The organism is Pseudomonas sp. PDM30 (genome assembly GCF_019218985.1).
Taxonomy (GTDB): Bacteria; Pseudomonadota; Gammaproteobacteria; order Pseudomonadales; family Pseudomonadaceae; genus Aquipseudomonas; species Aquipseudomonas jessenii.
Genome location: NZ_JAHUWM010000020.1, coordinates 1 through 25,572 on the forward strand (window position 1 = coordinate 1; position 25,572 = coordinate 25,572).

Annotated in this window: 24 protein-coding genes; 4 read left to right on the plus strand and 20 right to left on the minus strand. The window is 61.2% G+C overall.

What is annotated here, in order from left to right; genetic code table 11:
• Nucleotides 1-683 precede the first annotated feature (683 nt).
• A complete protein-coding gene (gene ligD / locus KW840_RS28105) occupies nucleotides 684-2,720 on the plus strand; it encodes a DNA ligase D (RefSeq protein ID WP_218498445.1) in 2,037 nt (678 codons plus the stop codon).
• A gap of 106 nt (nucleotides 2,721-2,826) precedes the next feature.
• Here the strand turns inward: ligD and KW840_RS28110 are convergent, their stop codons facing one another.
• From KW840_RS28110 to potE, 6 genes are all read right to left on the minus strand, one after another.
• Nucleotides 2,827-3,501, minus strand: a complete 675-nt coding sequence (locus KW840_RS28110) for a DUF3313 domain-containing protein (RefSeq protein ID WP_057715435.1) — start codon at nucleotides 3,499-3,501, stop codon at nucleotides 2,827-2,829.
• 50 nt (nucleotides 3,502-3,551) lie between these two features.
• Nucleotides 3,552-4,820, minus strand: coding sequence for an OmpP1/FadL family transporter (locus KW840_RS28115; RefSeq protein WP_218498446.1), 1,269 nt, complete (start codon nucleotides 4,818-4,820; stop codon nucleotides 3,552-3,554).
• Between the two features lie 419 nt (nucleotides 4,821-5,239).
• The gene (locus KW840_RS28120; protein ID WP_057715431.1) at nucleotides 5,240-5,779 is read right to left on the minus strand and encodes a hypothetical protein; all 540 of its coding nucleotides are present in this window, start codon (nucleotides 5,777-5,779) and stop codon (nucleotides 5,240-5,242) included.
• Nucleotides 5,779-6,180, minus strand: coding sequence for a hypothetical protein (locus KW840_RS28125; protein ID WP_008050481.1), 402 nt, complete (start codon nucleotides 6,178-6,180; stop codon nucleotides 5,779-5,781). The genes KW840_RS28120 and KW840_RS28125 overlap by 1 nt, the downstream gene beginning before the upstream one ends.
• 173 nt (nucleotides 6,181-6,353) lie before the next feature.
• On the minus strand, nucleotides 6,354-8,639 hold the full coding sequence (locus KW840_RS28130; RefSeq protein WP_218498447.1) for an Orn/Lys/Arg decarboxylase N-terminal domain-containing protein: 2,286 nt from the start codon (nucleotides 8,637-8,639) through the stop codon (nucleotides 6,354-6,356).
• A gap of 16 nt (nucleotides 8,640-8,655) precedes the next feature.
• Nucleotides 8,656-10,041, minus strand: coding sequence for a putrescine-ornithine antiporter (gene potE / locus KW840_RS28135; RefSeq protein WP_057715429.1), 1,386 nt, complete (start codon nucleotides 10,039-10,041; stop codon nucleotides 8,656-8,658).
• Nucleotides 10,042-10,223: 182 nt separating this feature from the next.
• Here potE and KW840_RS28140 point away from each other — a divergent pair, with 182 nt between their 5' ends.
• Together KW840_RS28140 and KW840_RS28145 are read left to right on the plus strand one after the other, a co-directional pair.
• Nucleotides 10,224-10,553 carry a hypothetical protein gene (locus tag KW840_RS28140; protein WP_218498448.1) on the plus strand — a complete coding sequence of 110 codons (330 nt, stop codon included), beginning with the start codon at nucleotides 10,224-10,226 and terminating at the stop codon, nucleotides 10,551-10,553.
• Between the two features lie 122 nt (nucleotides 10,554-10,675).
• Nucleotides 10,676-11,092, plus strand: a complete 417-nt coding sequence (locus tag KW840_RS28145; RefSeq protein WP_046040328.1) for an organic hydroperoxide resistance protein — start codon at nucleotides 10,676-10,678, stop codon at nucleotides 11,090-11,092.
• 156 nt (nucleotides 11,093-11,248) lie between these two features.
• On the opposite strand, the gene KW840_RS28150 is transcribed toward KW840_RS28145, so the two are convergent.
• The 6 genes from KW840_RS28150 to KW840_RS28175 all read right to left on the minus strand — a co-directional run bounded on the left by KW840_RS28150 (nucleotide 11,249) and on the right by KW840_RS28175 (nucleotide 15,650).
• Nucleotides 11,249-11,758: a copper chaperone PCu(A)C gene (locus KW840_RS28150; RefSeq protein WP_218498449.1), complete on the minus strand. Its 510-nt coding sequence runs from the start codon at nucleotides 11,756-11,758 to the stop codon at nucleotides 11,249-11,251.
• Between the two features lies 1 nt (nucleotide 11,759).
• Nucleotides 11,760-12,365, minus strand: coding sequence for an SCO family protein (locus tag KW840_RS28155; RefSeq protein ID WP_057715426.1), 606 nt, complete (start codon nucleotides 12,363-12,365; stop codon nucleotides 11,760-11,762).
• A 310-nt stretch (nucleotides 12,366-12,675) separates the two neighbouring features.
• Entirely contained in the window at nucleotides 12,676-13,560 is an 885-nt protein-coding gene (locus KW840_RS28160; RefSeq protein WP_218498450.1) for a ChaN family lipoprotein, read from the minus strand.
• 52 nt (nucleotides 13,561-13,612) lie between these two features.
• On the minus strand, nucleotides 13,613-14,380 hold the full coding sequence (locus tag KW840_RS28165; RefSeq protein ID WP_218498451.1) for a heme ABC transporter ATP-binding protein: 768 nt from the start codon (nucleotides 14,378-14,380) through the stop codon (nucleotides 13,613-13,615).
• Nucleotides 14,380-15,363: an iron ABC transporter permease gene (locus KW840_RS28170; protein WP_218498466.1), complete on the minus strand. Its 984-nt coding sequence runs from the start codon at nucleotides 15,361-15,363 to the stop codon at nucleotides 14,380-14,382. Before KW840_RS28170 ends, KW840_RS28165 begins: the two co-directional genes overlap by 1 nt.
• Before the next feature lie 143 nt (nucleotides 15,364-15,506).
• Nucleotides 15,507-15,650 carry a hypothetical protein gene (locus tag KW840_RS28175; protein ID WP_218498452.1) on the minus strand — a complete coding sequence of 48 codons (144 nt, stop codon included), beginning with the start codon at nucleotides 15,648-15,650 and terminating at the stop codon, nucleotides 15,507-15,509.
• Nucleotides 15,651-15,746: 96 nt separating this feature from the next.
• Here KW840_RS28175 and metE point away from each other — a divergent pair, with 96 nt between their 5' ends.
• Entirely contained in the window at nucleotides 15,747-18,035 is a 2,289-nt protein-coding gene (metE, locus tag KW840_RS28180; protein ID WP_218498453.1) for a 5-methyltetrahydropteroyltriglutamate--homocysteine S-methyltransferase, read from the plus strand.
• A gap of 769 nt (nucleotides 18,036-18,804) precedes the next feature.
• Here metE and KW840_RS28185 read toward each other — a convergent pair.
• The 8 genes from KW840_RS28185 to KW840_RS28220 form a co-directional block, all read right to left on the minus strand.
• Nucleotides 18,805-19,476, minus strand: a complete 672-nt coding sequence (locus tag KW840_RS28185; protein WP_218498454.1) for a bifunctional 2-polyprenyl-6-hydroxyphenol methylase/3-demethylubiquinol 3-O-methyltransferase UbiG — start codon at nucleotides 19,474-19,476, stop codon at nucleotides 18,805-18,807.
• A gap of 111 nt (nucleotides 19,477-19,587) precedes the next feature.
• Entirely contained in the window at nucleotides 19,588-19,806 is a 219-nt protein-coding gene (locus KW840_RS28190) for a DUF4287 domain-containing protein (protein WP_057715420.1), read from the minus strand.
• A 121-nt stretch (nucleotides 19,807-19,927) separates the two neighbouring features.
• The gene (locus KW840_RS28195; RefSeq protein WP_218498455.1) at nucleotides 19,928-20,449 is read right to left on the minus strand and encodes a cytochrome C; all 522 of its coding nucleotides are present in this window, start codon (nucleotides 20,447-20,449) and stop codon (nucleotides 19,928-19,930) included.
• 223 nt (nucleotides 20,450-20,672) lie between these two features.
• Complete coding sequence (locus KW840_RS28200) at nucleotides 20,673-21,194, minus strand: methylamine dehydrogenase light chain (protein ID WP_008050506.1); 522 nt, start codon at nucleotides 21,192-21,194, stop codon at nucleotides 20,673-20,675.
• A gap of 18 nt (nucleotides 21,195-21,212) precedes the next feature.
• Complete coding sequence (mauD, locus tag KW840_RS28205; RefSeq protein WP_150815354.1) at nucleotides 21,213-21,839, minus strand: methylamine dehydrogenase accessory protein MauD; 627 nt, start codon at nucleotides 21,837-21,839, stop codon at nucleotides 21,213-21,215.
• A 5-nt stretch (nucleotides 21,840-21,844) separates the two neighbouring features.
• The gene (locus KW840_RS28210) at nucleotides 21,845-22,384 is read right to left on the minus strand and encodes a MauE/DoxX family redox-associated membrane protein (RefSeq protein ID WP_218498456.1); all 540 of its coding nucleotides are present in this window, start codon (nucleotides 22,382-22,384) and stop codon (nucleotides 21,845-21,847) included.
• An 11-nt stretch (nucleotides 22,385-22,395) separates the two neighbouring features.
• Nucleotides 22,396-23,544 (minus strand): amine dehydrogenase large subunit, encoded by a 1,149-nt coding sequence (locus tag KW840_RS28215; RefSeq protein ID WP_218498457.1) that lies wholly within the window; start codon nucleotides 23,542-23,544, stop codon nucleotides 22,396-22,398.
• Between the two features lie 363 nt (nucleotides 23,545-23,907).
• Complete coding sequence (locus KW840_RS28220; protein ID WP_218498458.1) at nucleotides 23,908-25,389, minus strand: sensor histidine kinase; 1,482 nt, start codon at nucleotides 25,387-25,389, stop codon at nucleotides 23,908-23,910.
• Nucleotides 25,390-25,572 lie beyond the last annotated feature (183 nt).

The following is a 25,572-nucleotide window of genomic DNA, read 5'->3' on the forward strand; positions in this document are numbered from 1 at the left end:
TCCCTGGAGCCTGACACACCGCCATCGCGAGCAAGCTCGCTCCCACATTTTGATCGCCGCCGAGCGCCGATTCCGTGTGCGCTGAAAATCACTGTGGGAGCGAGCTTGCTCGCGATGCGGTCGACCCAGTCAACCTCCCAGGCGCCTGACATACCGCCATCGCGAGCAAGCTCGCTCCCACATTTTGATCGCGATCGAGGGCAGATTCCGTGTGCGCTGAAAAACACTGTGGGAGCGAGCTTGCTCGCGATGCGGTCGACCCGGTCAACCTCCCTGGAGCCTGACACACCGCCATCGCGAGCAAGCTCGCTCCCACATTTTGATCGCCGCCGAGCGCCGATTCCGTGTGCGCTGAAAATCACTGTGGGAGCGAGCTTGCTCGCGATGCGGTCGACCCGGTCAACCTCCCTGGAGCCTGACACACCGCCATCGCGAGCAAGCTCGCTCCCACATTTTGACCGCCGCCGAGCGCCGATTCCGTGTGCGCTGAAAATCACTGTGGGAGCGAGCCTGCTCGCGAAGAACGATGACTCGGTCAACCAGCCGGAACACCAGCTGTACCCCGCGCCACAAGCCCGTCCGTCCGGGCCTTTTCAACGCCGATTGAATTATTGCGCCGTTCGCTGGCTCTGCTTGGTTAGGAGACGTTTGCATTCAACGTCCGGGCGCGAAGCAGGTGAGCCATGCCCCGCAACCTCGATGACTACAACCGCGTGCGTGATTTTTCGGCGACCACCAAGCCCGCCGCCAAACTTTCACGCCCGGGAAAATCATCGTCACTGACCGGCGCGCGCAAAGCCAGGCTGCCGGACCTGCTAAAGCCGGAGTTGGCGACGCTGGTGGAAAAAATCCCCGACGGACCGTGGCGCTACGAAATCAAATTCGACGGCTACCGGATCATGGCCCGCATCGATCATGGCGAGGTGAAGCTGATCACTCGCAATGGTCACGACTGGACCCACAAACTGCCAGGGCAGGCCATGGCCCTGACCGCGCTGGGCCTGGAATCGGCATGGCTCGACGGTGAAATGGTGGTGATGGACGAACAGGGTGTCCCTGACTTTCAGGCGCTGCAAAACGCCTTCGAAGCGGATCGCAGCGACGACATTCTCTACTACCTGTTCGACCTGCCGTACCTCAATGGCATGGACCTGCGCGAGGTGCCGGTCGAAGAGCGTCGAGCTGCGCTGGCGACGGTGCTCAATACCAGTGAGGAGCCGTTGCTGCGTTTCTCCAAGTCGTTTGGCGAGGAGCCCCGCGCCTTGCTCGACAGCGCCTGCCAGATGCACATGGAAGGGTTGATCGGCAAACGCCAGGGGTCGCCCTATGTATCCCGGCGCAGCGGCGATTGGATCAAGCTCAAATGCCAGCATCGACAGGAATTCGTCATCGTCGGTTTCACCGATCCGAAAGGCTCACGCCATGCCTTCGGGGCGTTGCTGCTGGGACTGCATGATCACGATGGCGGCCAGTTGCGTTATGCCGGCAAAGTCGGCACCGGGTTCAACGAGGCGACCCTGCGCAGCCTCCATGATCAGCTCAAGCCCCTGCAGGTGAAAAAGCCGCCGGTGGTCAATCCACCCGGCGGTTCGCAGGCCAGGGACGTGCACTGGCTCAAACCCCGGCTGCTGGCGGAAGTGGCCTTCGCTGAAATGACCAGGGACGGTTTGGTGCGCCATGCCGTGTTTCATGGCCTGCGCAATGACAAACCGGCACGAGCCATCACCGAGGAGCGCGCGAAAACCGTGAAAACCTCCACTGCGAAAAAGGCTGGCACGGCGAAGCCCGCTGCCACGGGAAAGAAAACCGCACCCGCCCCCTCACAACTCGGTCTGGAGGAGGGCAAGGTACGCATCACCCACCCGGACCGGATGATCGACCCCGGCAGCGGCACCACCAAACTGCAACTGGCGCAGTACTACGCCAGCGTCGCCGAGTGGATCCTGCCCGAGCTCAAGGATCGTCCGGTGGCGCTGGTGCGTGCGCCGGACGGTATCGCTGGCGAGCTGTTTTTCCAGAAGAATGCCGAGCACCTGGCGATCCCCGGCATCACCCTGCTGGATAAGCAGCTTACCGGCCAGCCGATGATGCTCATCAACAACGTCGAGGCGCTGGTCGGCGCGGTGCAGATGAATGCCGTGGAACTGCATACCTGGAATGCGACGTCTGACAAACTCGACAAGCCGGATCGTTTTATCCTCGACCTTGACCCGGACCCGGCGCTGCCATGGAAACGCATGGTCGAGGCCACGCAGCTGACGCTGTCGGTGCTGGATGAACTGGGGCTCAAGGCGTTTCTGAAAACCAGCGGCGGCAAGGGAATTCACGTGGTGGTGCCGTTGACCCGCAAGCTCGGTTGGGATGAGGTCAAGGATTTCAGCCATGCCATTGTCAGTCACATGGCCAGGCTGTTGCCCGAGCGTTTTTCCGCGGTGTCGGGACCGAAGAACCGGGTCGGACGGATTTTCATCGATTACCTGCGCAACGGTCTGGGGGCGACCACCATTTGCGCCTACGCCGTACGTACCCGCGAGGGGTTGCCGGTGTCGATGCCGATCTGGCGCGAAGAGGTGGCCGAACTCAAGGGCGCCAATCAATGGAACCTGCAAAACGCGCATGAACGTCTGGCCGAAGTCGGGGATGAGCCCTGGGTGGACATGCCCAAAACCCGGCAAGCGATCACTGCCGAGATGCGCCGGCGGGTGGGGATGAAAAAGTGAACTGTGCCGATAGGAGCTGCTGAAGGCTGCGACCTTTGCATGGTTTCAATAACCTGAAGATCAAAGGATCGCAGCCCGCGGTAGCTCCTACGCGAGCAACCTGTTCTTACTTGAGGAATGCCTGGAAGTCGGTACCCAGTTTGTCGATCGCCGCCTTGAAGTCCTTGGCGGTAATCTTCTGGCTTTCGTTTTTCAGTTCGGTGCCGAACACCTTGCGCACCACTTTGGCTACGGTCTGGTTGCTCTTGGCGTCGACGAACTCGGCTTCGATGAACAGGGTGGTTTCCTGGTCACGGTGACCGGTGGCTGCCTGGGTTGCCCCGACTACGGCCGCGATGGGCACCACTTCATACCACTTCATGCCTTCGTTCTCGGCGTTCACCCCGGTAATCGCCGCGCGCATGATCAGGGGGCGCGAACCCGCCGGTGCGGAAGAGGTGTTGGTCACTACGCGGTATTTCTGGCCCAGCGTAGCCTTGGCCTTGCTGGTCATGTAGTTCTGAATGTCGGTCAGTGTCTGCTGGTTGACACGCTCATCGGGTTTGGGGGCCGGGTAGAGCTCCAGTTTGTTGAACACCACGGTGTCATAGGCATTCGGGTTCCACGCAGGGCTGACCCAACGCATCGCGGTGCCGCCGCTCGGCGTTTCGACTTCCTGCAGGTTGTTGTAGTTGGACAGGAAGCCTGAATATTGCTCCTTCTCAGTCACTTTCGAGGTGCAGCCGCCTAGCAACAGACTGGCCAGCGTAGCGCCGACGAGCAGTTTTCGGGACAGATTCATAGTGGTGTTTACTCCTTGGTTTAAATCGTCATTCTTTCGTTTACAAGACATCAGAATCGCCAGGTCATGTTTCCGTTTATAGCCTGAATCCAGGCATTGTCGAATTGACCGGAGATTCGATTGCCCGATACGGCCTTCGCCTGGTCCACCGGCATGTCGCCGAGCCAGACCATGGCCCAACTGACGTTGACATCGGTGTTCTCGTTCAGAGCATAGGTGGCTCCTGTCGCAATGCGCCAGGATTCACTCATCGGCACGACCACGCTGCGGTTGCTGTCCGAGACGGCGCTGCTGTCGTAGGCCACACCGACGTTCCACAACCACTGCTCGGTGGCCTGGTATTGCGCGCCAAGGGAGAGGTGCCAGGTGTCCTTGAAGCCGGCGTCGACTGTTGTCGATTGCGCTCCAAACGCCGTGGTGTCGACCTCTACGGCGATGTCACCGAACTCGGACCAGTCCTGCCAGTTGGCCGAGGCGAGCAACGCCCATTGCCGGTCCAGTTGCTGGAAAAGGCTCAGGGTGACGGTTTGCGGCACCTTCATGTCCAGTTCGGTATCGGTGTTGTTGACGCGCTCGAGCAGGCGGCCGTCGCCCTTGACGTCCAGCCGGTCCTTGAAGTCCAGGTCGACCTGGCTGGTGTAGGTCAGGCCGATGCGCGTGCCGGGTTGCGGGGCGTAGATCACGCCCACGTTGGCGCCATAGCCCCAGGTGTTGTCCCGGTACTTGTATTGGCCGTCAGAGCGGTCAGTGAAGCCGAAAGGGGAGCGGTCGATGGCGGTGTCTGCCTTTAACATGCCGTACATGGCCTTGACGCCCAGGCCGACCGACCACTGCTCATTGAAGCGATAAGCCACGCTCGGTACCAGCGACAGGCCGAGCAGGCTTGAGTTCTGCGCAAAGTAGCGGCCGGACCAGTCGTTGTCGTAATTGACCGCCAGGCCGAAGTCGCCGTACTGGCCGAACCCGACGCTCCAGTGCTCGTCGAGTTCATGACTGATGAAGAAGCTGCCACCGGGAATCGGATCGAGGGCGTTGCCACTGCCGCTGCCCGGGGTGTTGGTGCCGGAGTCGCGGTCGAAGCTCAGATCGCCGTACAGAACCTGCAAGCCGGCGGTGATTTGCGTGCCTGGCAGATAGCTCATGCCCGCGGGGTTGCTGGCGATGGTCGAGGGGCCTTGGGCACGGGCGGCGGCACCGGCGTTGGCCAGACCGGCGTTATCGGTGCCGATTTCATAGAGCATGATGCCGCCGGCCCAGGCTTGCTGGCAGCACAGGGCAAGTAGCGCAGAGGTGGGCAGGGCTGCTGTTTTTATCGGCATTGGAACCCCTCGGCAATTGTCCATTTCGAATACGGGTGGACTGCACCGGCTACCCGTGGATTCGGTTGTTATTTGGCCTTGTCAGTGGCCAGGGTCAGGCCGGGTAACGCCATCGCAGACAGCAAAAGGAGGATCGCAAACTTCGAGGAGAAGGTTGTCCGGTTCCTGTCGAGCTCCTGCGTTCTTGCGTGAGTACATCGAGACGAGCCCCCAACCGTCATTGAATTTCGTTACCCCCGCCAAGAGCGTAGGTTTGAATGGCGGAATATCCAGTAATGGATAATCAGAAAGTTAGTGTTTCAGGCGCGTTGCACCGAAATGGCAAAATTTCCCAAGGAAGGCATAGCAGTGTCCCGCGATTCATGTATGACCACCGATCCTGTTCCGGTGCATTTTCGAGGGGGTAACAGACGCCTGTTTCACCAGCGAAACATGGGCAGCGGGCGCAGCGGCGAGCGAATGAATTGACGGGCTGAAAGCTTCATCAGCATCGAGTGAAAGCCGTGATCGGGAAAGGTCGCCTGCACGGTTTTGATGAAGCTGCGGGGCAGGCCGAAACGCACCAGGCCCAGGGACACATCCACCAGATCGGCCTGGCGGAAGGGTTCGACGCTGGCAGCGTAGGCGCCGCGATACCGGCGCAGTTTGTGATGCTCAAGTATCAATGCGCTGACTTCATCCTTCAGTTCCGCTCGTTGCTGGTTGTCGAGGTACTCGGTGGCCAGGGCAATGGACGGCGGCAGGTAGTCGAGGGTGTCATCGGTCCAGATGCCCAGGTCATGAAACGCCGCCGCGATTTGGACGGCGGCCGGGGGCAGGCCATCGGCACCACTGAGGGCTCCATGGAAATTCAGCACCCGGTAAATGTGGTTGCGGTAGCCCTGCAGGTCGGCCCCGATGGCCAGGGCGAACGAGGTGAGAATCTCGTCGGTGAGGGGGAGTTCGAGAAGAAGCTTCATCAGGCGTCACGCAACAGGTCGTTGGCATTGAGCAGTTCGTAGGCGATCTCCGGGCGCTTTTCCATGGCCCGGCGAATGGCGGCGGGGATGTTGGCGCGGGTCTTGCGGCACAGCCCCGGCAGTTCGCCAATCTGGATACCGATGCCGCGCATGGTGCGCACTTCGTTGAAACCGGGTGCGATGTCCACGCGGATGCCCAACTGTTCGAGCATGCGCCGTTGCAGGTGCTCCAGATCGCTCAGGCTCTGCAGGTTCTCCAGGCGTTCGATCAGGCGTTTTTCTTCGTTGCGGGTCAGAAACAGAATGCGCAGGTCCGCCCCTGGTGTTTCCAGCAACGGGTCACGCCCGCAGTCGCAGGCGCCGGGCGGGCAGGGTGAGCGGATCGCAGCGGTGGTGGTCATGGGGATCAATCATAGAGCGCTGTGATCGAGTTTGCCCATAGGGATTTCGGGGGTTTTACAATGCAATGTAGGAGCGAGCTTGCTCGCGAAGGTGTGTCAGTCGACATCAACGTAGCTGACACTCCATCGCGAGCAAGCTCGCTCTTACAGGGGGTGCGGTGAACCTGGCTAACTCATTTCAGTACCAGCATCCGGTAAACGCCATCTTCGACTTCGATCCCGTGGGTGTCATGGGTGAAGCCGGGGAAGGATTTGTCGAAGGCTTCCAGTGCCTTGAGATACGCCAGCAACGGACCGTCCGCAGGCCCTGCGTTCTCACCCGGCATGAGCAGCGGGATGCCTGGTGGATACGGCACGATACCGGTCGCGGCAAGGCGTCCGGCGGCCTCGTTGAGCGTCACCAGCTCGATGTCGTTACGCACCAGTTTTTCGTAGGCCTCCACCGGGCTGAACTCGGCTTTTGGCAGGGTGCCGAAGGCCTGGGACATGTTGGCGGTGGTCTTGTGTTTCTTCATGGCGGCGAAGATTTCGTCGGCCAGATCCTTCAGGCCCATGCCGGCATAGCGATGCTGGTTGGCGTTGTACAGGTCGGGCAGGCACAGCTCGAGCTCGGCGTTGTCGTCGTAGTCACGCTTGAAGTCGAGCAGGGCGTTGAGCAGCGTGCCCCACTTGCCTTTGGTGATGCCGATGGAGAACAGGAACAGGATGGTGAAATCGGTGGTTTTCTCGACCACGATACCCTGACGGCCCAGGTACGCCGTGACCACGCAAGCGGGGATACCGGAGGCGAGCAGGCTGCCGTCGTCGCCCATGCCCGGGCTGAGCACCGAGACCTTGATCGGGTCGAGCATGCAGTAGCCGTCTTCGATGTCGCCGAAGCCGTGCCATACCGCGTTCGGGTGCAGGACCCAGCAGTTCGGATCGGTTTTCAGCGTAGCCGGGTCGACCTCATGGAACGGCACGGCCGCTGCGCCAACCTGTACGGTCGGCGGCTGCCAGCAGGTGAAGAACCAGTCGTCCTTGCCCACCATCTCGTTGTGCATGCGCGAGAGAACCTGGCGGAAGCTGATGGCTTCTTCAATCGACTCGTTGGTGAGGATCTGCCCGCTCGGTGCTTCCATCATCGCCGAGCTGACGTCGCAGGACGCCATGATCGCGTAATTTGGCGAGGTCGAGGCGTGCATCATGTACGACTCGTTGAAACGCGCATGTTCGATCGGGTTACGCCCGTCACGCACGTGGATCATCGAGGCCTGGGACAGGGCAGCCAGCAATTTGTGGGTCGACTGGGTGGCGAACACGGTCGGCTTGGACTTGTCGTGATCGGCCGGGTTGCCGTGCATGGCATGGCGTCCGCTGTACAGCGGGTTGAAGCGCGCATAACCGTACCAGGCTTCGTCGAAGTGCAGACGGTCCACGCTTTCGCCCAGCAGTTCTTCGACCCGGGTGACATTGTAGGTCAGGCCGTCGTAGGTGGAGTTGGTGACAATGGCGTGCACTGGCGTCGGGTCGATGCCTTGCTTGACCAGCGGGTTGTTGGCGATGGCGGCTTTCACGCCTTCGGCGCTCAGGGTCTGCGGCAGGATCGGGCCGATGATGCCGTAGCGGTTGCGGGTCGGCACCAGGTAGGTCGGAATCGCCCCGGACAGGGTCATCGCGTGCTCGGCGGACTTGTGGCAATTACGGTCGCACAGGGCGATCTGGTTGCGCGTGACGCTGGCCATGAGGATGACGCGGTTGGACATCGACGAGCCGTTGGTCACGTAATACGTGCGGTGGGCGCCGAAGACCTTGGCGGCATAGCGTTCACCCTGGCCGATAGGGCCACTGTGATCGAGCAGCGAACCGAGTTCGCCAACCGAGATCGACAGGTCGGAACGCAGCAGGTTCTCCCCGAAGAACTCGTAGAAGGCCCGGCCTGCGGTGCTCTTCAGGAAAGCCGTGCCGCCGGCATGGCCTGGGGTGTGCCACGAGTATTCATAGTTGCGGGCAAACTTCACCAGCGCGCCGAACATCGGCGGCAGGGCGGCCTGACGATAGCGTTCGATGGCCGCCAGGATGCGCCCGCTGAGGAAACGGGAGGTGTCCTCGGGCAGCCAGATGAAGTCGTCGGCGTGTTGCATGACCAGCAACGGAATGCTCGACGCGGTGGTGCGGTCGCTGATCAGGAACACCGGCACTCGCGTGTTGCGCTCGCGCAGCTTGACCAGCAATTTGGTGCAGTCGGCGTGGCCTTCGCTGGTGTCCATTTCCCACCGGATGAGCACGCATTGAATGGCAGGGTCCGAGCGCAGGATCGAGGCGGCATCGGTGAGGCTTTCCGAGGCCAGTACGCTGACGCCACGTCCCTCTACGTCGTGGACCAGTTGATCCAGGGCGCGGCCAAACACCGTTCGCTTGTCCGGCGGACTGCTGACCAGTAGCGCCAGCATGCCCAGCGAGTGTTTATATTCCGTCATGATTGATCCTCCAGAGTTAATTCAGGTTGTTGACCGGCACTGGCTCGGCAGTGAGGTGCTGCGCGCTGACGGTTTGTGTCGGTACGCTGTTGTTGAGCGCTTCGAGGCGGATCAGGCGGTTGTTGACGAAGCCGAACAGGGTGTAACCAACGATCGTGGCCACGCCGCCCAGCATCAGCGCCTGTTCACCGGAGCTGTACAGCGCCAGGTAGCTGTAGGCCGCCGCGATCAGGGCGATGACGTTGGTCGCCAGTGCCTTGCCTTCCGGCACGTTGGAGACTTTCTGCATGGTCATCAGCGCGGCCATGGACAGGATGTACGGCACAAGGTTAGTGACCACCGCGAGGTTGACCAGGGTGTCGAACTGCTTGCTCAAGTCGGGGCTGATGGTGAGCAGGGCCAGCGCGGTCTGTGCCGCCAGCAGCACCAGCATGCCGACAATCGGCGTTCCCGCTTTGTTGCCCTTGGCAAAGATCGGCAGGAAGTAACCGGTGTCCGCCGAGCTTTTGTACACCTGGGCGATGGTGAACTGCCAACCCAGCAGCGAACCGATGCAGGCGAGCACCATGGCCGCCATCACGATGTCGCCGACCATCGGGGTGAACATCTTGGCGAACACCAGGCCGAACGGCGCAGTGGACGCGGCCAGTTCTTCGTTGCCGACGATACCGAAGATGACGTTGGTGGAGACGATGTAGATCACCGCTGCACCCAGGGTGCCGCCCAGCACGGCAATCGGTACGTTGCGCTCAGGGTTTTCCACCGCGTCGGTGTTGGCGCAAGCCGATTCAAGGCCAAGGAAGGCCCACAGGGTAATTGCCACCGAGGCGCCTGCCGCTTCGAACCAGCCTTTGTCGTGGGGGTTCCAGCCAGCGGCGTATACGCTGCTGTCGAACCAGAACCAGCCCACCGTTGAGACCAGCACCACCGGTGCAATCACACCCCAGACCGTCACCGCGCCGATACGGCCGGTAATGCTGGCGCCGCCAAAGTTGGCGAAGGTGGTGATCCACAACAGGGCAATAGTGGCCAGGCCTACTTGCAGTGAGTCGAGTTCTATCCCGAACAACACCTGGATATAACCGACCGCTGTAATACTGATCGCCACGTTGGCTATCAACAGCGAGAGGCCGTAGGTGTAGTTGGTGATGTAGTTACCTGCTTTACCGAAGGTGTATTCGGCATAACCGCCCATGCCGCCGGTCTTGCGGCTGAGCATCCCGCATCGCGCAAAGGCGTACGCCAGAGCGAGGGAGCCGGTGGCCGTTATCAGCCAGGAGAGGATCGAAATTGCACCGACTTCCGCGAGTTTCGTCGGTAGCAGCACAATGCCTGAGCCCAACATGTTGACCGCGGTCAACATTGTCAGTTGCCCCACACTCATTTTCTTTGCGACTGACATTCCGTTGCCTCACTTAGTTGGCGATTGAGAGTCTTAGCTATAGCAAAGGATTGAAAACTCGCAAGAAATAACGTCACACATCTCGTTTTCGCACTAATTTGCAAAAAAGGCACGATGCTGGCCCCCAAGTTTAAAAATCCTCAGCAAAATTAGTTCATTTTCAGCTAGTTAAATAGGTCAAGATGCGCAAGACATGGATCGCGTTAATGCCGTTAGTTATCGCGGGTGTAGCCCATTCGGCTCAAGCCAAAGAACTGGCCACCCATGATCAATACATGTGCAGTTGGGGGGCGGGAACCGCCGCAAGGGCACAGGAGCTCAAGCTTTCAGGCGTTTCTCTGTACGCCGCACGCCAAAAAATCCAGGTCTACAAGTTTGCAAAATCCTGGATGCGCATGATGGCACTTGGCATTACAGAGCAAACTTATGACAGTCCGTCGCGATTCAAGCCGACTGCTGTACGCCAGAGCTTTTATGAGGACTGCGTCAGGTACAAGTTGGCGCGTAAATAAAGTAGAAGGGGGCGCTGGTCGGATCGACCGCGAGGCGGGGCTGCGACGACTATATTGATTGACCATCCCAGCGACCCGATGGGGTGAAAACCGGTTTTTTACAACTCAATCAGGAGGTCATCATGAGCCAGATCGATAAAGTGTTGTACACCGCCCAAACCCACACCACCGGCGGGCGTGACGGCGCGTCCCGCAGCTCCGACGGTATCCTCGATGTGAAGCTGTCGTCCCCGGGCGCGGGTGGCGGCGGAACCAATCCAGAGCAACTGTTCGCTGCCGGGTGGTCCGCCTGTTTCATCGGCGCCATGCAAGTTGCAGCCAGGGAAATGAAAGTGGCGTTGCCCAAGGATGTGGCCGTCGATGCCGAGGTTGATTTGGGCACCAATGAAGGCGGCTATCTGCTGCAGGCGCGGCTCAATGTCAGCCTGCCGGGGCTGGACCGTGAAACCGCACAAAAAATCGTCGACACCGGGCACCAGTATTGCCCGTACTCGAAAGCCACGCGCAACAACATCAACGTGGTGCTCAAGCTTGTTTGAGTTGACGTGAAAAGGACTCGTATTCACTGAAGATCAAACTGTGGGAGCGAGCTTGCTCGCGATGGCGGAGTGTCAGGCGACATCGATGTCGAATGTTCCTGCCTCATCGCGAGCAAGCTCGCTCCCACAGGCTCTGTGTTTTAACTGACGAAGCAATCAATTCATCTTGCTGTGATCATGCATCATCTTGCTGTGATCCATGGTGTTAATCGCCTTGGCAACGGCTTCAATCTGAATCGACTCTTTCTCGCCCTTGGCGTCTTCCACGGTCAGGGTCAGTGGCACCTTGTCGCCTTCCTTGATCTGACCTGTGAGATTCATCAACATGATGTGATAGCCGTTGGGATTGAAGCTCACCGGCTTGCCGGCTGGCAGCGCAACGGACTGCACCTGCTGCATTTTCATCACGTCGTCTTTCATGCTCATTTCATGAATCTGCACTAGCTTGGCAACCGGCGTTTGCACGCTCAGCAACTTGCTGTCGCTGCTGGCGGTGACGGTCATGAAGGCGCCGCTCGACGGCTGGCCGGCCACGGTGGCGCGGACCCAGGCGTCGTCGACCCGGGTTTGTGCCGATACCTGAAAGGCCAAGCCGACCAGGGCCAAGCCCAGTGCCAGTTGCTTGCAACCTTGCACGAAGCGGTTTTTAGCTTGCGGGGCATTCATTTCAGCAAACCTCCATCACGGTGAGCAGGTCTTCTGCGCACTCTTTGGCCGTCAGGGACGCGGACAGCCCCAGGCGCAGATTGCCCCGGGAGTCGAAGACAAAACTGGTCGCGGTATGGGAGAGGGTATAGGTATCGCCGCTCGGGACCTTCTCAAAGAACACGCCGAATTCCTTGGCGGTGGCGGCGGTTTCTTCAAGCGTGCCGTACAGGGCTTCGAAACTCGGGTCGAACGCCTTGACGTACTGGTCCAGCAACTCTGGCGTGTCGCGTTCAGGGTCCAGGGTGATGAAGATAACCTGCAGCCTTTCGCCATCGCGCCCCATCAGCTTCTTGGCCTGCGCGGCGCGGGCCAGGGTGGTCGGGCACACGGCCGGGCACTGGGTGAAACCGAAGAATACCATCGGCATCAGGCCGCGATAGCTGCCTAGCATCCTGGTTTCGCCTTCAGGGTTCTTGAGCTTGAAGTTACGCCCCATGATCTTGTCGCTGAGGTCCTTGCCGTAGTTGAACGACAGCTTGCTGCTGTCGTCGCAACCGGCGAGCAGGCCCAGGCTCAACAGGCCCATGCCTTGCAGGACAGTCCGGCGGGTATACAAAGTACTCATGAAAAAAAGCATCCTGTTGAACAGGCTGAAATGACAGCGTGATGACTGTACAGACGAAAAAATCGCGGGGATGTTAACAAACTGTGCCGGTGTCGGAGGGGCAGATACGACCATTGGACCGGCGTACAGGCGTGACATAGTGTCGCGCCGGCAGGCCGACACCTGTGGCGAGGGGGCTCGCCCCCGTTGGACTACGAAGTAGTCCCAATCCAGGCAATGCGGTTTGTCTGAGTAACCGCGATTGCAGGGTTCAGGGTCGCTGCGCGACCCAACGGGGGCAAGCCCCCTCGCCACAATGTTTCGGTCGGGTTTAGCGACGCAATTGCGCGCAATGATCCTGTTCCGGTTGCGCGGCGGTGTACCACACGTAATCCGCATTCTCGGCGGTCACGGTCTTGCCCGCTTCGGCCAGGATCAGCACCGCATTCCCTTCACCGGCACCGAGGTCTTTCAGGTGCAGTGGCACCCCCAGATCCTTGCGCACGTGGAAGGCACCGGCCAGCAGCAACGCCGGCGTCGGTGCGGCTATCAGGCGCTGGGCCATGCGCCGGTCACGCTGTTGTTGCACGGCGAGCATTGCCGGCATCTGCGCTTCGGGCAGCAGGCCGCAATGGGATTGGCGGATGTCATCCAGCAAGGTCGCCCGCACCTGTAGGGTGGTGGACGCTTGCCCCGCAAGTACCGGGCGCTGTTTGTAGATCTGCATGATCTGCGCGCGGTCCAGGTTCGCCGCCAGCAGCGGATACGGTTGCCGCAGCGCGTAGGTGACGAGTGCGCCATAAACACTCCAGTCCCAATTGGCCTGCCAGGCCAGCGCCGTGAACGCATCGGCCGGTGGCTGGCCCGCGCGGGTCACGGCTTGCGCGGCATCGACCCTGGCCTGTTGATCGGGGTTGAGCATCTCCATCAGCAGGCTGCCCTGGGGGCGTTGTGTCGCCAGTTCGCGCAGCAGCCACAATTGCAGGGCGTGGTGGTCCGGGTTGTCGTGCTGTTCACCGACCAATACCCGAGGCACAACGGCCAGGCGTTGGACAAGTTCTTGCGGCGTCAGCGTACGGCCCGTGGCGAGTTCACGGATGACTCCGAGGTCGGCGTGATCACGGCCGTGCGGGGCGATCGGCGCCGGCAGTGGTGTGACCTGATGGATTTGGCAGGCAGCCAACAGGCTGAATGCACAGAGCAACAGAAAGCGCATCGGTTTTCCTTATTGGACAGGTGCCCCCTCGATGACAGAAGAGGGAGCGGCATCAGCGCGCGATGATCAGCGGGTGGCCGCGTTCCGGGTGCTGGTGAATCAGCACTTGTAGTCCATACACCGCCGCCAGCGTTTCGGTGGTCAGCACGTCTGCCGGTGGACCGTAGGCGTGGGGCAGGCCCTGATGCAACAACAGTAGTTGATCGCAGTAACGGGCGGCCAGATTGAGGTCGTGCAGAATCACCAGCACGGCAACCCCGCGCTCGGCGAAGTCACGCATGGCTTGCAAAATGGTGTGCTGATGCAGCGGATCGAGCATCGACGTCGGTTCATCGAGCAGCAGGGTTTGCCCTTCGGCACCCGGCCAGAGCTGAGCGAGCACCCGTGCCAGATGCACGCGCTGGCGTTCACCGCCGGACAGGGCCAGGTAGCTGCGTCCGGCAAGATGAAGCGCATCGGCGGCTTTGAGCGCCTCGTCGACGATTTCGGCATCGCGCACGCGGCCGCTGGCGTGAGGCAAGCGTCCCATGCCGACGATTTCATTGACCGAAAACGCAAAGCTCAGGCTCGAACTCTGCGGCAGCACGGCCAGTCGCTTGGCCCGTTCCTGTCCCGGCCAGTCGGCGAGTGGACGCTCGTCGAGGCTGACCCTGCCTTCACTGGTCGCCAGCTCACCACACAAAGCGGCGAGCAGGGTGCTTTTGCCGGCGCCGTTCGGCCCCAGCACACCCAGCACTTCACCGGGGCGCAACTCGATATCGATGTTGGTCAGCACCGTGCGCTTGCCACGTTGTACCAGCAGGTTGTTTGCCCGCAGCATCAGGAGCGTCCTCGCACCAGCAGATAAAGAAAGAACGGAGCGCCGATCAGTGCAGTCACGATACCGATTGGCAATTCGGCTGGCGCCAACAACAAACGCGCCGCCAGATCGGCCAGCAATAGCAGGCTGGCACCGGCCAGCAACGACGCGGGCAGCAACACCCGGTGATCCGGGCCGACCAGCAGGCGCATCAGATGCGGCACCACCAGGCCGATGAAACCGATCAGCCCGGCCGCCGCGACTGCCGCGCCGACGCCGAGCGCCGTGCACAACACCAGCTCAAGTTTGATCCGCTCGATGTCAAAACCCAGGTGACGGGCCTCCGATTCACCCAGCAGCAATGCATTGAGCGCCGCCGCCCTGCGGGGCAACCACAACGCTACGCTCAGGGTGACGATCAGCAATGGCCACAAGCGCGGGTAACTGGCACCGTTGAGGCTGCCCAGGTTCCAGAACGTCAGGGTGCGCAAGGTGGCATCGTCGGCCAGGTAGGTGAACAGCCCGACCCCGGCACCGGCCATGGCCGTCATCGCCACACCCGCCAAGAGCATGGTGGCAACGTCGGTTTGCCCGTTGCGGCGACCGAAGCGATACACCACCGCCGTGACGATCAAGCCACCGGCGAAGGCGCTCACCGACAGCAGGTAGGGTTCGATCGCAGGCGGCAAGCCACCGAGCAGGCTGCCGCCGACGATGGCAAGGGCGGCACCGAGCGCAGCACCGCCGGACACACCGACCAGACCCGGATCGGCCAAGGGATTGCGGAACAACCCCTGCATCGCCACGCCGGACAACGCCAGTACTGACCCCACGGCGATGCCGAGCAAGCTGCGCGGCAGGCGAATCTGCCCGAGGATCAACTCCGCCTGCTGCGTGTCACCACCGTCAAGTGGCAACCCGAGCAGACGCATCCCGCCCAGCAAGGTATCGCCCAGGGGCAGGCTGACCGGTCCGAGGGCCAGGGACAGCCAGAACACCAACACCAGCAACAGCAGCAAAAAGATCAACGTCGGACGCGGCCGAAAGATGGCCGTCATGGGCTGATCCCGGCGGTCTGCGCTTTGGCGTCCGGGCAGGGCGCCGTGGCACAGGCCGGCAGTGTTTTGATACGCATCGGGACTATTCCTTAGCCGATCAGAGGGTGGGGGCGGGTATCGAAACTTTCGTAGCGGGTGATGATGCCATCGACGCGCGGCTTACGCACACGCCACGGGCGAGCGCCTTGAACCAGATGTCCATCCAGCGCCCGTTGTGCAGTGCTTCGGATCATGAGAAGAACTTGTGATCATCACGATTAAAATGAGTTTGTCTCACTCGCTGACACTGTCGACAATGGCTCCCATCGAACGCATTGGAGTTATTTGACATGGCTGTGGCCCATTCCCTTGGTTTTCCGCGCATTGGTCGCGACCGCGAACTGAAAAAGGCTCAAGAGGCGTTCTGGAAGGGCGAACTCGACGAAGCCGGTCTGCGCACCGTGGGCCGCGACCTGCGCAAGACCCACTGGGACTTGCAGAAAAAGGCCGGTATCGAGCTGCTGCCGGTCGGCGACTTCGCATGGTACGACCAGGTCCTGACCCACTCGTTGATGTTCGGTGTGATCCCTGAGCGATTCCGCCCGCACGATGGCAAGGCCAGCCTGCAAACCCTGTTCGGCATGGCGCGCGGTGTGAGCGACAGCTGCTGCGGCGGTGCGCATGCCCAGGAAATGACCAAGTGGTTCGACACCAACTATCACTACCTTGTCCCTGAGTTCAGCGCCGATCAGCAGTTCCAGCTCGGCTGGGACCAGTTGTTCGAAGAAGTCGAGGAAGCCCGCGCACTGGGGCACAACGTCAAGCCGGTGATCATCGGCCCACTGACTTACCTGTGGCTGGGCAAGGCCAAGGGCGTCGAATTCGACAAGCTGGAGCTGCTGGATCGTCTGTTGCCGTTGTACGGCCAGATCTTCCAGCGCCTGGCGGCACAGGGCGTCGAGTGGGTGCAAATCGACGAGCCGATCCTGGTGCTCGACCTGCCGCAGGACTGGAAAAACGCCTTTGAGCGGGCCTACAACCTGATTCAGCGTGACCCGTTGAAGAAACTGGTCGCCACGTACTTCGGTGGGCTGGAAGAAAACCTGGGCCTGGCCGCCAATCTGCCGGTGGACGGCCTGCACATCGATCTGGTGCGCGCACCTGAGCAGTACCCGACCATCCTCGATCGCCTGCCGGCCTACAAAGTGCTGTCGCTGGGCCTGGTCAACGGCCGTAACGTCTGGCGCTGCGACCTGGAAAACGCGTTGGCCACCCTGCAGCATGCTCATGAGCGTCTGGGTGATCGGCTGTGGGTCGCGCCATCCTGCTCGCTGCTGCACAGCCCGGTTGATCTGGGGCGTGAAGACAAGCTCGATGCCGAACTGAAAAGCTGGCTGGCGTTTGCCGTGCAGAAGTGTGAAGAAGTCGCGGTGCTGGCTCAGGCCGTCAACGAGCCGGAAGCGCCGAAGGTGCTTGAAGCGCTGACCCAAAGCCGCGCCGTACAGGCCAGCCGTGCTGCGTCGCCACGCATCCACAAACCGGCCGTGCAGGCGCGTGTGGCCGCCATCACTGTCAAGGACAGCCAGCGTCATTCGCTGTTTGCCCGGCGCATCGAGAAACAGCGCGCCGGCCTGAACCTGCCGCTGTTCCCGACCACCACCATCGGTTCGTTCCCGCAAACCGCGTCGATCCGTCTGGCTCGCCAGTCGTTCAAGCAAGGCAAGCTGACCGAAGCCGAATACACCGAAGCCATGCACAGTGAGATCCGTCACGCCGTGCAAGTGCAGGAAAACCTGGGCCTGGACGTGCTGGTGCACGGTGAAGCCGAGCGTAACGACATGGTCGAATACTTCGCCGAGCAACTTGACGGCTATGTGTTCACCCGTTTCGGCTGGGTCCAGAGCTACGGCTCGCGTTGCGTGAAACCGGCGGTGATATTCGGTGACCTGAGCCGTCCGAAAGCCATGACCGTGGAGTGGATCCGCTATGCCCAGGGCCTCACCGACAAGATGATGAAGGGCATGCTGACCGGCCCCGTAACCATGCTGATGTGGTCGTTCCCCCGCGAAGACGTGACCCGCGAAGTGCAGGCTCGTCAACTGGCCCTGGCGATCCGTGATGAAGTGGTGGACCTGGAAGCCGCCGGAATCAAGATCGTGCAAATCGACGAAGCCGCATTCCGCGAAGGCCTGCCGTTGCGCCAGGCGCAGTGGCAGCACTACCTGGACTGGGCGACCGAAGTGTTCCGCCTGTGCGCCTCCGGTGTGCGCGACGAAACCCAGATCCACACCCACATGTGCTACAGCGAGTTCAACGATGTGATCGAGTCCATCGCCGCCATGGATGCCGACGTGATCACCATCGAAACCTCGCGCTCGGACATGGAACTGCTGGACGCGTTCGAAGCCTTCGCCTACCCGAACGAAATCGGCCCGGGCGTGTATGACATCCACTCGCCAAGGGTGCCGGACTCCTCGGAAATGGCCAACCTGCTGCGCAAGGCCGCCAAGCGTATTCCCGCCGACCGCCTGTGGGTCAACCCGGACTGCGGCCTGAAGACCCGCGGTTGGCCGGAAACCGAAGCGGCGCTGGTGCACATGGTCAACGCTGCGCGTCAGCTGCGTAAAGAGTGGGCCTGACGCTGTATTGGGTGCACCACTGAAACCTGTGGCCTCATCGCGAGCAAGCTCGCTCCCACAGTGATTTGTGTGGTTCGCAGATTTTGCGTACAGCCACTGAACCTGTGGGAGCGAGCCTGCTCGCAGAGGCGGAATGTCAGGCGAAATCGATGTTGAATGTGCCGGCCTCATCGCGAGCAAGCTCGCTCCCACAGTGATTGGGGTGGTTCGCAGATTTTGCGTACAGCCGCAGAACCTGTGGGAGCGAGCTTGCTCGCGATGACGGCATGACAGGCGAAATCGATGTTGAATGTGCCGGCCTCATCGCGAGCAAGCTCGCTCCCACAGTGATTTGTGTGGTTCGCAGATTTTGCGTACAGCTACTGAACCTGTGGGAGCGAGCTTGCTCGCGATGGCGGAATGTCAGGCGAAATCAATGTTGAATGTGCCGGCCTCATCGCGAGCAAGCTCGCTCCCACAGTGATTGGGGTGGTTCGCAGATTTTGCGTACAGCCACTGAACCTGTAGGAGCGAGCTTGCTCGCGAAGGCGGAATGTCAGGCGAAATCGATGTTGAATGTGCCGGCCTCTTCGCGAGCAAGCTCGCTCCCGCAGTGATTGGGGTGGTTCACAGATGTTGCGTACAACCACTGAACCTGTGGGAGCGAGCTTGCTCGCGATGGCGGCATGACAGGCGAAATCGATGTTGAATGTGCCGGTCTCTTCGCGAGCAAGCTCGCTCCCGCAGGGATGTTCGGCGGGGCAAGAACTGTGTGCGATATTAAAGCCACTCAGCGCCGTGGTTCGGCCACCAACAGCAATGACTGCGGCACGGGGCTTTGCGGGTGCTGTGGCTCCTGCAGGCCGGCCAATGCAAAGCCGGCCATGTCCAGTGCATTCAGCCAACTGGACAGGGTGCGGAAATACCATGGCATGGGCTGCCACTGCCCCTTGAAGCCAAAGAAGGTCTCTTCCCGCCAGCCATCCTGGTAGTCGCCCGCCGCAGCCGCCCACGGGTGCAGCGTCTGGATCAGCAGCGCGCCACCCGGGGCGAGCAGGGTGTTCATGGCGGCGAGCAGGGGGATGATGTCCTGATGCAGCAGGGCGAAGTTGGCGCAGATCAGGTTGTAGTCGCGGCCGATGTCGACTTTCGCTTCAGCCAGTTGTTCATAGCTCGCCAAATGCACCCGCGCAGTGCCCGCCGTCCGCGCCGCCTCCACCAGCGTCGCATCGCCATCCACGCCGACCGCATCGATGGCCCGGTCTGCCAACGCACGCAGCAACCAGCCTTCACCGCAACCCAGGTCGAGCACACGCTCGGGCTGGCGACCCAGCACCGCCAGCAGGATGGCCTGGTCGGTGACCTTGAGGCGGCTTTCGATGGTGCCGCTGCGTATGGCGTCGATCCAGGCCCGGGCGTTGTGGTGCCAGCTGTCGAGGAGGATGGATTCGGGGGCTGACATGGTCGATGTCCGGCGTGATGGGTTGGATGAAAGAATAGGGCAACAGAAGACTTACGGTGGAGCCGGTTTTACTCGGCACCACCGATAGCACAGCAAAGGATGGACCGGTGGCTAGGCGCTTTTGGTGGCTGCCAGATGATAGGCAACCAGCGCATTGGCGTGACCATGACCCATTCCGTGTTCGGTTTTGAGCCAGGCCACCATCTCCATGTGTTTCTTGTCGCTGACAGACTTGAGCAGGTCCAGCCAATGGCTGATCGGCTGCCCGTACTTTTTTTCAATGGACGGGAAGTACGAAGCCGGTCCTTTGGTTTTTGTCTCTTCGGTCACGATGCAAACTCCCTTTTCGATTTTCCAGGTTCGAAAACAGCACCGGTTACGTTACTTATTTGCCGTCAACGCGTCCATCGTCCGGGCGGTTGATGTTGAAGCGGGGCGGGGCAAATTGTTCTCAGTAATTCATCCCGTCATCGATCGCGATGCTTTGGGCACGCATGGCCTTGATCAACTCACCACGGGTGCCGGGCAGGTTGAGCATGGTCTTGGCGCGCAACGCCATGACTTCTTTGGCGGTGTAAGGCTGATAATCGGCCGGCATGCTGCTACCCGCCATGCCGTCTTCGCGCAACAGCCAGTTGAGCAGGTCCGCCAGTTGTGCGTTGTTCAGCGCTGACTGCGACATGCCCGGCACCCGCACGAGGAATTCGCGGCCACCGGGCACTTTCAGGAAGTTACCGACGAAACCTTTCATCCGTGGCGTGTCGTTGGCGGCCGAACCCGTGCCGTCGCCCAGGTGGCAACCGGCGCATTGCAGCTGGTAGTTCACGCCGACGCTGTAGCCAGCCTGGGCAATCGGGGTTTGAACGTCTTCGTTGCCCGGCGCATGGCTCTGCGCCGGGTCGGGAATGGCCCGGGCGAAAGCGAGCGGGGCGCTCAGGGCGCAGACGAGACCGAGCAATATCAAACTACGCATGTAATCCAACTCCGCTGATGACCGGTTTGGCACCTGTTGTAGGAGCGAGCTTGCTCGCGAAGGACGTCAACGATAACGCGGGCTATCTGGTTTAACGCGTCGCCCTTGAGTTCTTCGCGAGCAAGCTCGCTCCTACAGGTACACACAAAGCAGTAAAAAAAAGAAAAGCAGCCACAGAAAAAAAAGCGCCGATTGCGCGAGCAACCGGCGCAAAGCGCGTTCTTTAAACGGCGACGCCGCGGATGACCGAAACGGTGCAGTGGTAGATGTGCGATTTGGCGGCCAGGCACCAGTTCACATCGTTGTTGTTGAACGGGCGGTAGGCCGGTTCTTCACTGTCGTTACGGGTACAGGCGCACTGGGCGCAGCTTTGCTTACCGCAGCAGTCGTTGTACGAAATGATGTAGTCCTTGCCGTCGGCCGGGTTACGGCAGGTGCCGATCCAGGTCACTTGCGAGGCTTCGGTGCCTGGTGGGCAGGACGTCACCGACCCACCGCAGCAGCTGCACAGAAAGCCGTCGATGGAGCAGTAGCGCCAGTAGTCGCAGCTGTTCGGATCGCCCGGGTCGCCGGCCTGCGCAGGCTCCGCGGCCAGGGCCTTGCTGGTGCGGTCCAGCGGCAGCAACAGGGGCAGGGCGGCACCGGCCACCATCAGCGAACCCATGCGTGCCAGCAGTTTGCGGCGCGAGGTGGTGTCGGCGACACGGCGGGACGAACGCTCAAACAACAGATCCAGCAGTTTCATAAAGGTCTCCCTGCCTTATCAGTGGCTATGGCCGTGGCTGTGGTCGTGATCGTGGGTGTGCGGTTGGGCATTGAGGTATTGCTGCAACGTGGCGTGCTTCAAATGCTCGACTTCGAACAGGCTGTCCAGGTGCTCGCGGGAGTTGACCAGGCCTTTGGCGCGCAGGGTGCCGGCCTTGTCGATCAGCGCGGCGTACGGCAGCTTGCCGATCTGGTAGGTCATGCCCACTTCCGGACCGACCACATAGGTGGCGTCTTCGAGTTTGTGTTCGCGGATCAGCGCTTGCTGGGCGTCCATGTCGCCATCGCTGACGAACACCACGTCAAGACGATCGGCCTGCTCCTTGGCGATGGATTTGATCGCCGGCAGCAGCGACTTGCAGATCGGGCAGGTCGGCGAGAGGAAGAACAGCAGTTGCGATTTCTCGCCGGCGTAACCGAAGTTCACCGGGCGACCGTGACGGTCGCTGGCGGTGACTTGCGGCGCGGGTTCATTGACCGCCACCCCTTTGTCGACCATCAGCGCGCCAGCCGGGGCCAGGCGACCGTGCAATACGCCAATCTGCCGCACCAGGCCCATGACGACAAACGCCACGGCCACCAGCAGCACCCAGAGCAGAACGTTGGAAACAATCAAGCCTTCCATTTCGATTACCTACCAATCAATTTGAGCAGAAGAGGGGAGTTCGCCAGCAGCCCATCGGCGGCGGCGTAGATGAGCAGCGCAACTGCGGCGGCAGCCAGGGTCACGAACCCATCGAACAGGTTGAGGTCGCGGGCAACCGGCGCCACGCTGGCCACCAGCGCCAGCGCTATCAGTGCGCTGTTACGTGCCAGCAGCACCGGACGCAGCGGCTGTGCCTGGTCGGGACCGGCGCAACCGCAGTCGATGTCCGCGCGACCGCGCCACAGGTTGATGCCGATGGCGGCGGCGTACAGGGCCAACAGGCTGGCGGCGCTCAACGCGGCGTAACCACGGCTGACCGGCACCAGCAGGGCAAAGGCAATGGCCAGTTCCAACAGCGGCACCAACCGTGCCGTCGGGCGCACCAGCGCCTCGGGCAGCAGTTGATAGTCCGCCAGTTGCCGGGCGAAGCGGACCGGCGCGCGCAACTTGTGGGTCGCGGCGCTGGCCAGCAACACCGCGATGGCGATGGCGCTGGCAATGATGAAGATCGGGTCTGTGTGCATGGCCGAACCTCTTAGTAGCTCAGGACCTGAGTCGCGGTTTTGGCGACTTTCGGCATGCTGCCGGTGAGCTTGTTGGTCTTCAGATCGAAAATCTGCAAACCGCCTTCCACGTCGGTGCCGAGCAACAACGGCTTGTCGTCGCCGGTTGCCTGCATGCTCCACACCGGAACCGGGGCTTCCAGTGTCGCCACCTTCTTGTGGGTCTTGAGGTCAAACGCCCAGATCAGCGGGCTCGGGTCTTCCCACTTCATCGGTTCGTGGGCGTCGTGCATCAGCACGTACAGGCGGTCCAGCTTCGGCGCCACGGCCATCATCTGCCAGCCACCCGGCGCCCAGCCGGCCTTCTTGTCTTCGTCGGAAACCAGTGACCAGGACGGCAGGACCTTCGGCGCATCACCGGCGAAATCCACCGGGCGTACGGTGCCGGTCGTGGTGGTGAAGTAGTAGGTGTCGCCGACGTTGACGGCGCGCTCTACCAGTTTTTCCGCGTTCGGATCAAAGAACGGCGTGCGGCTGCGCGCGGTTTCCTGGCCTTGATCGTTGAGGGTCACCACTTGCAGGCTGCCGTCGCCGCACAGCGAGGCGAAGCGGCGGTTACCGACCGGGTAGTTGAGCACGCAACCGGGGATGGCGATTTCCGTGGCAACCGCCTTGGTCTGGGTATCGACCACGGTCACCGAAGTCGACGGGGTGAAGTTGTAGACGTAGACGAACTTGTCGTCGCCGCTTGGCTTGAGCGCATAACGCTGGGTCAGCGATTCGGCGCGCTTGTTCGGAATCAGCACTTCCCAGGCCGGCGACAGGGTCGAGCTGTCCCACGCGGTGAGCACGTCGGTGCGGGTGCCGCGGGTGCCGCGGGAATACCAGATATCCGCACTATAGATGGTTTTTTTGTCGTGACTGAGGGTCGACGGCGCTGCGAAACCGGTCGGCACCATGCCGAGGATGCGCTTCTGGTCCGGGTCGACCACGGTCACGCGGCCAGCGACAAAACTGTCGAACTCGACGTCGATGACAAACGCGCGGTGAGCTTCGGGTGGGAACGCCAGAACGGTCTGGCCAATCGTACCGGCGGGCAAGTCCGCGCGGGCACTGTTCAAACCGAGTACAAGCAGGCTCAGGCCTAGCGCTGACTGTACGGAGATCCTGTTTGTTCGCATAAGGGGAACTTCCTGAATTGTTGGTAACGCGGATCGCGGGTGCTTTGGCAGATTTTTACCCTTTGATTCTGCCGTGCCCCGATATCGGGAGAATTGCCCTGCCTGCCAAGTGTTTGTGTGTCTGTGCCAGTGTCATGAAACTGGCTGCACAATCTGATAAGGCGGGGGTTTGACTGGCGTCAGAGGTGAGAAGGGCGAAGCTGCATTTGTGGCGAGGGGGCTTGCCCCCGTTGGGTCGCGAAGCGGCCCCAGCATTTGCCAGTCACACCGTGCCAGCAGGTTTTGCGGCTGCTGCGCAACCGAACGGGGGCAAGCCCCCTCGCCACAGGATTTGTGTATGTCAGACCGCAGTAGTGGCGCAGGTCAGGCGGGATTGGCGAGGGGAAGGGCGAAGGTAAACACCGCGCCGCACGGCTCCAGGTTTTGCGCCCAGATATCGCCACGATGTCTGCCGATGATGTTCTTGCACAGCGCCAGGCCGATGCCGTTGCCGCTGACCTTGGACGAGAAAAAGCCGTCGAACAGCTTCTCCTGCGCCTGGGCCTGGATGCCGCGACCGCAGTCTTCGATGCGCACCAGTGCCACATCGTTCTCGCGACTGGCGTGGATACGCAACAGGCGTCGTTCAGTGGGCAGGTCGGCCATTTCTTCAATGGCGTTGAAGGCCAGGTTGAGGATCACCTGGCCGATCAACACCTTCTCGCAACTCACCCGCAGCGGTTCGGACGCGGCGACGATTTCCACGCGCACCCGGCTCGGATCGGCGCGCAGGCTGATGAAGTAGCGGGTTTCGCGCAGCAGCTCATTAAGGTCGACCAGCTCTTCAGTCTGCTCCAGCTTGACCACGTAATCGCGCACGCTCTTGATGATCACCGAGGCATGCTCGATTTGCCGCACGGCGCTCTGCAAGCCCCAGGCGACGCCTTGATCGGTTTCACCCGTGTTGCCCAGGCGAATCACTGCGCCCTCAATAAAGTTGCGGGTCGCCGCCAATGGCTGGCTCAGCTCGTGGGCGATGGCCACGGCCATTTCGCCCATGGCGTTGTAGCGCGCCAGGTACTCGAGCTTCTGCTCGCTGACTCGCCGCGCCTCTTCGGCCTGCACCTGCTCGGTCACGTCGCGGAACAGCAGCAGATGGCCGACCAGATCGTCCTCGATCTCGATGTAGCGACAAGTTGCGTCATGCCAGCGCCATTCGCCGTTCCGGCGCTGCACCTTGTAGTGCACGTTGAACGGCGCGTGCTCCGGCGTCTCATGGGCGAACTGTTGCAACAAGCGCTGACGCGAAGCGTCGTCGCACCAGGCCAGGAAGTTCTCGCCCATCAGCTGGTGCACTTCGCTGTCGAGCAGGTGCGCGCCGGAGTCGCTGATAAAACCTATATCGCCCTCGGGGCCGAGCACCGCCACACCTTCGGCCAGGTCCTGCATGAAGGCCTTGAGCCGGCTCTCGAAACGCTTGAGGTCGCGCTTGACCTTGTCCTCTTTGGAAATGTCACGGAACTGCACCATCAACACATCGCGACCGTCCAGGTGCACCAGGGTCGCCACCGCCTCGGAAAGAATCTCCACCCCTTGCTTGGAGCGATAGCACCACTCGATGGTCCGTTGCCCGGTGCGCGCGGCCCTTTCGAGCCAGCGCAAACCTATGGAACGCCGGTATTTCGGCGCATCGCGGGTCATGTCGGAGGCCTTCAGCGGCGTCAGTTCTTCCAGGGTAAAGCCCAACGCCGCCAGGGCAGCGGCGTTGGCCCAGAGAATTTCCTTGGTGTGCGCGTCATGAAGAATGATGCACAGCGGCATGGCTTCGATCAGCGCATAAAAGTCGTTCGGTTTTGGCTGGTACATCGCACGGCCCCTGGCGGCAGAGATTTGCAGTATGGCGTTTTATACCTGCTCGCACAGCGGGATGCGCTCAGAGGTTACCGGTGTGGGTCTAGGGGTTTTCTTTAGCGAGGGGGCTGCACGCACCAATAGTGGCGGCCGGATGCGGTTTTTACACTGGACCGCAATGCAAGGGTGACCACGCCG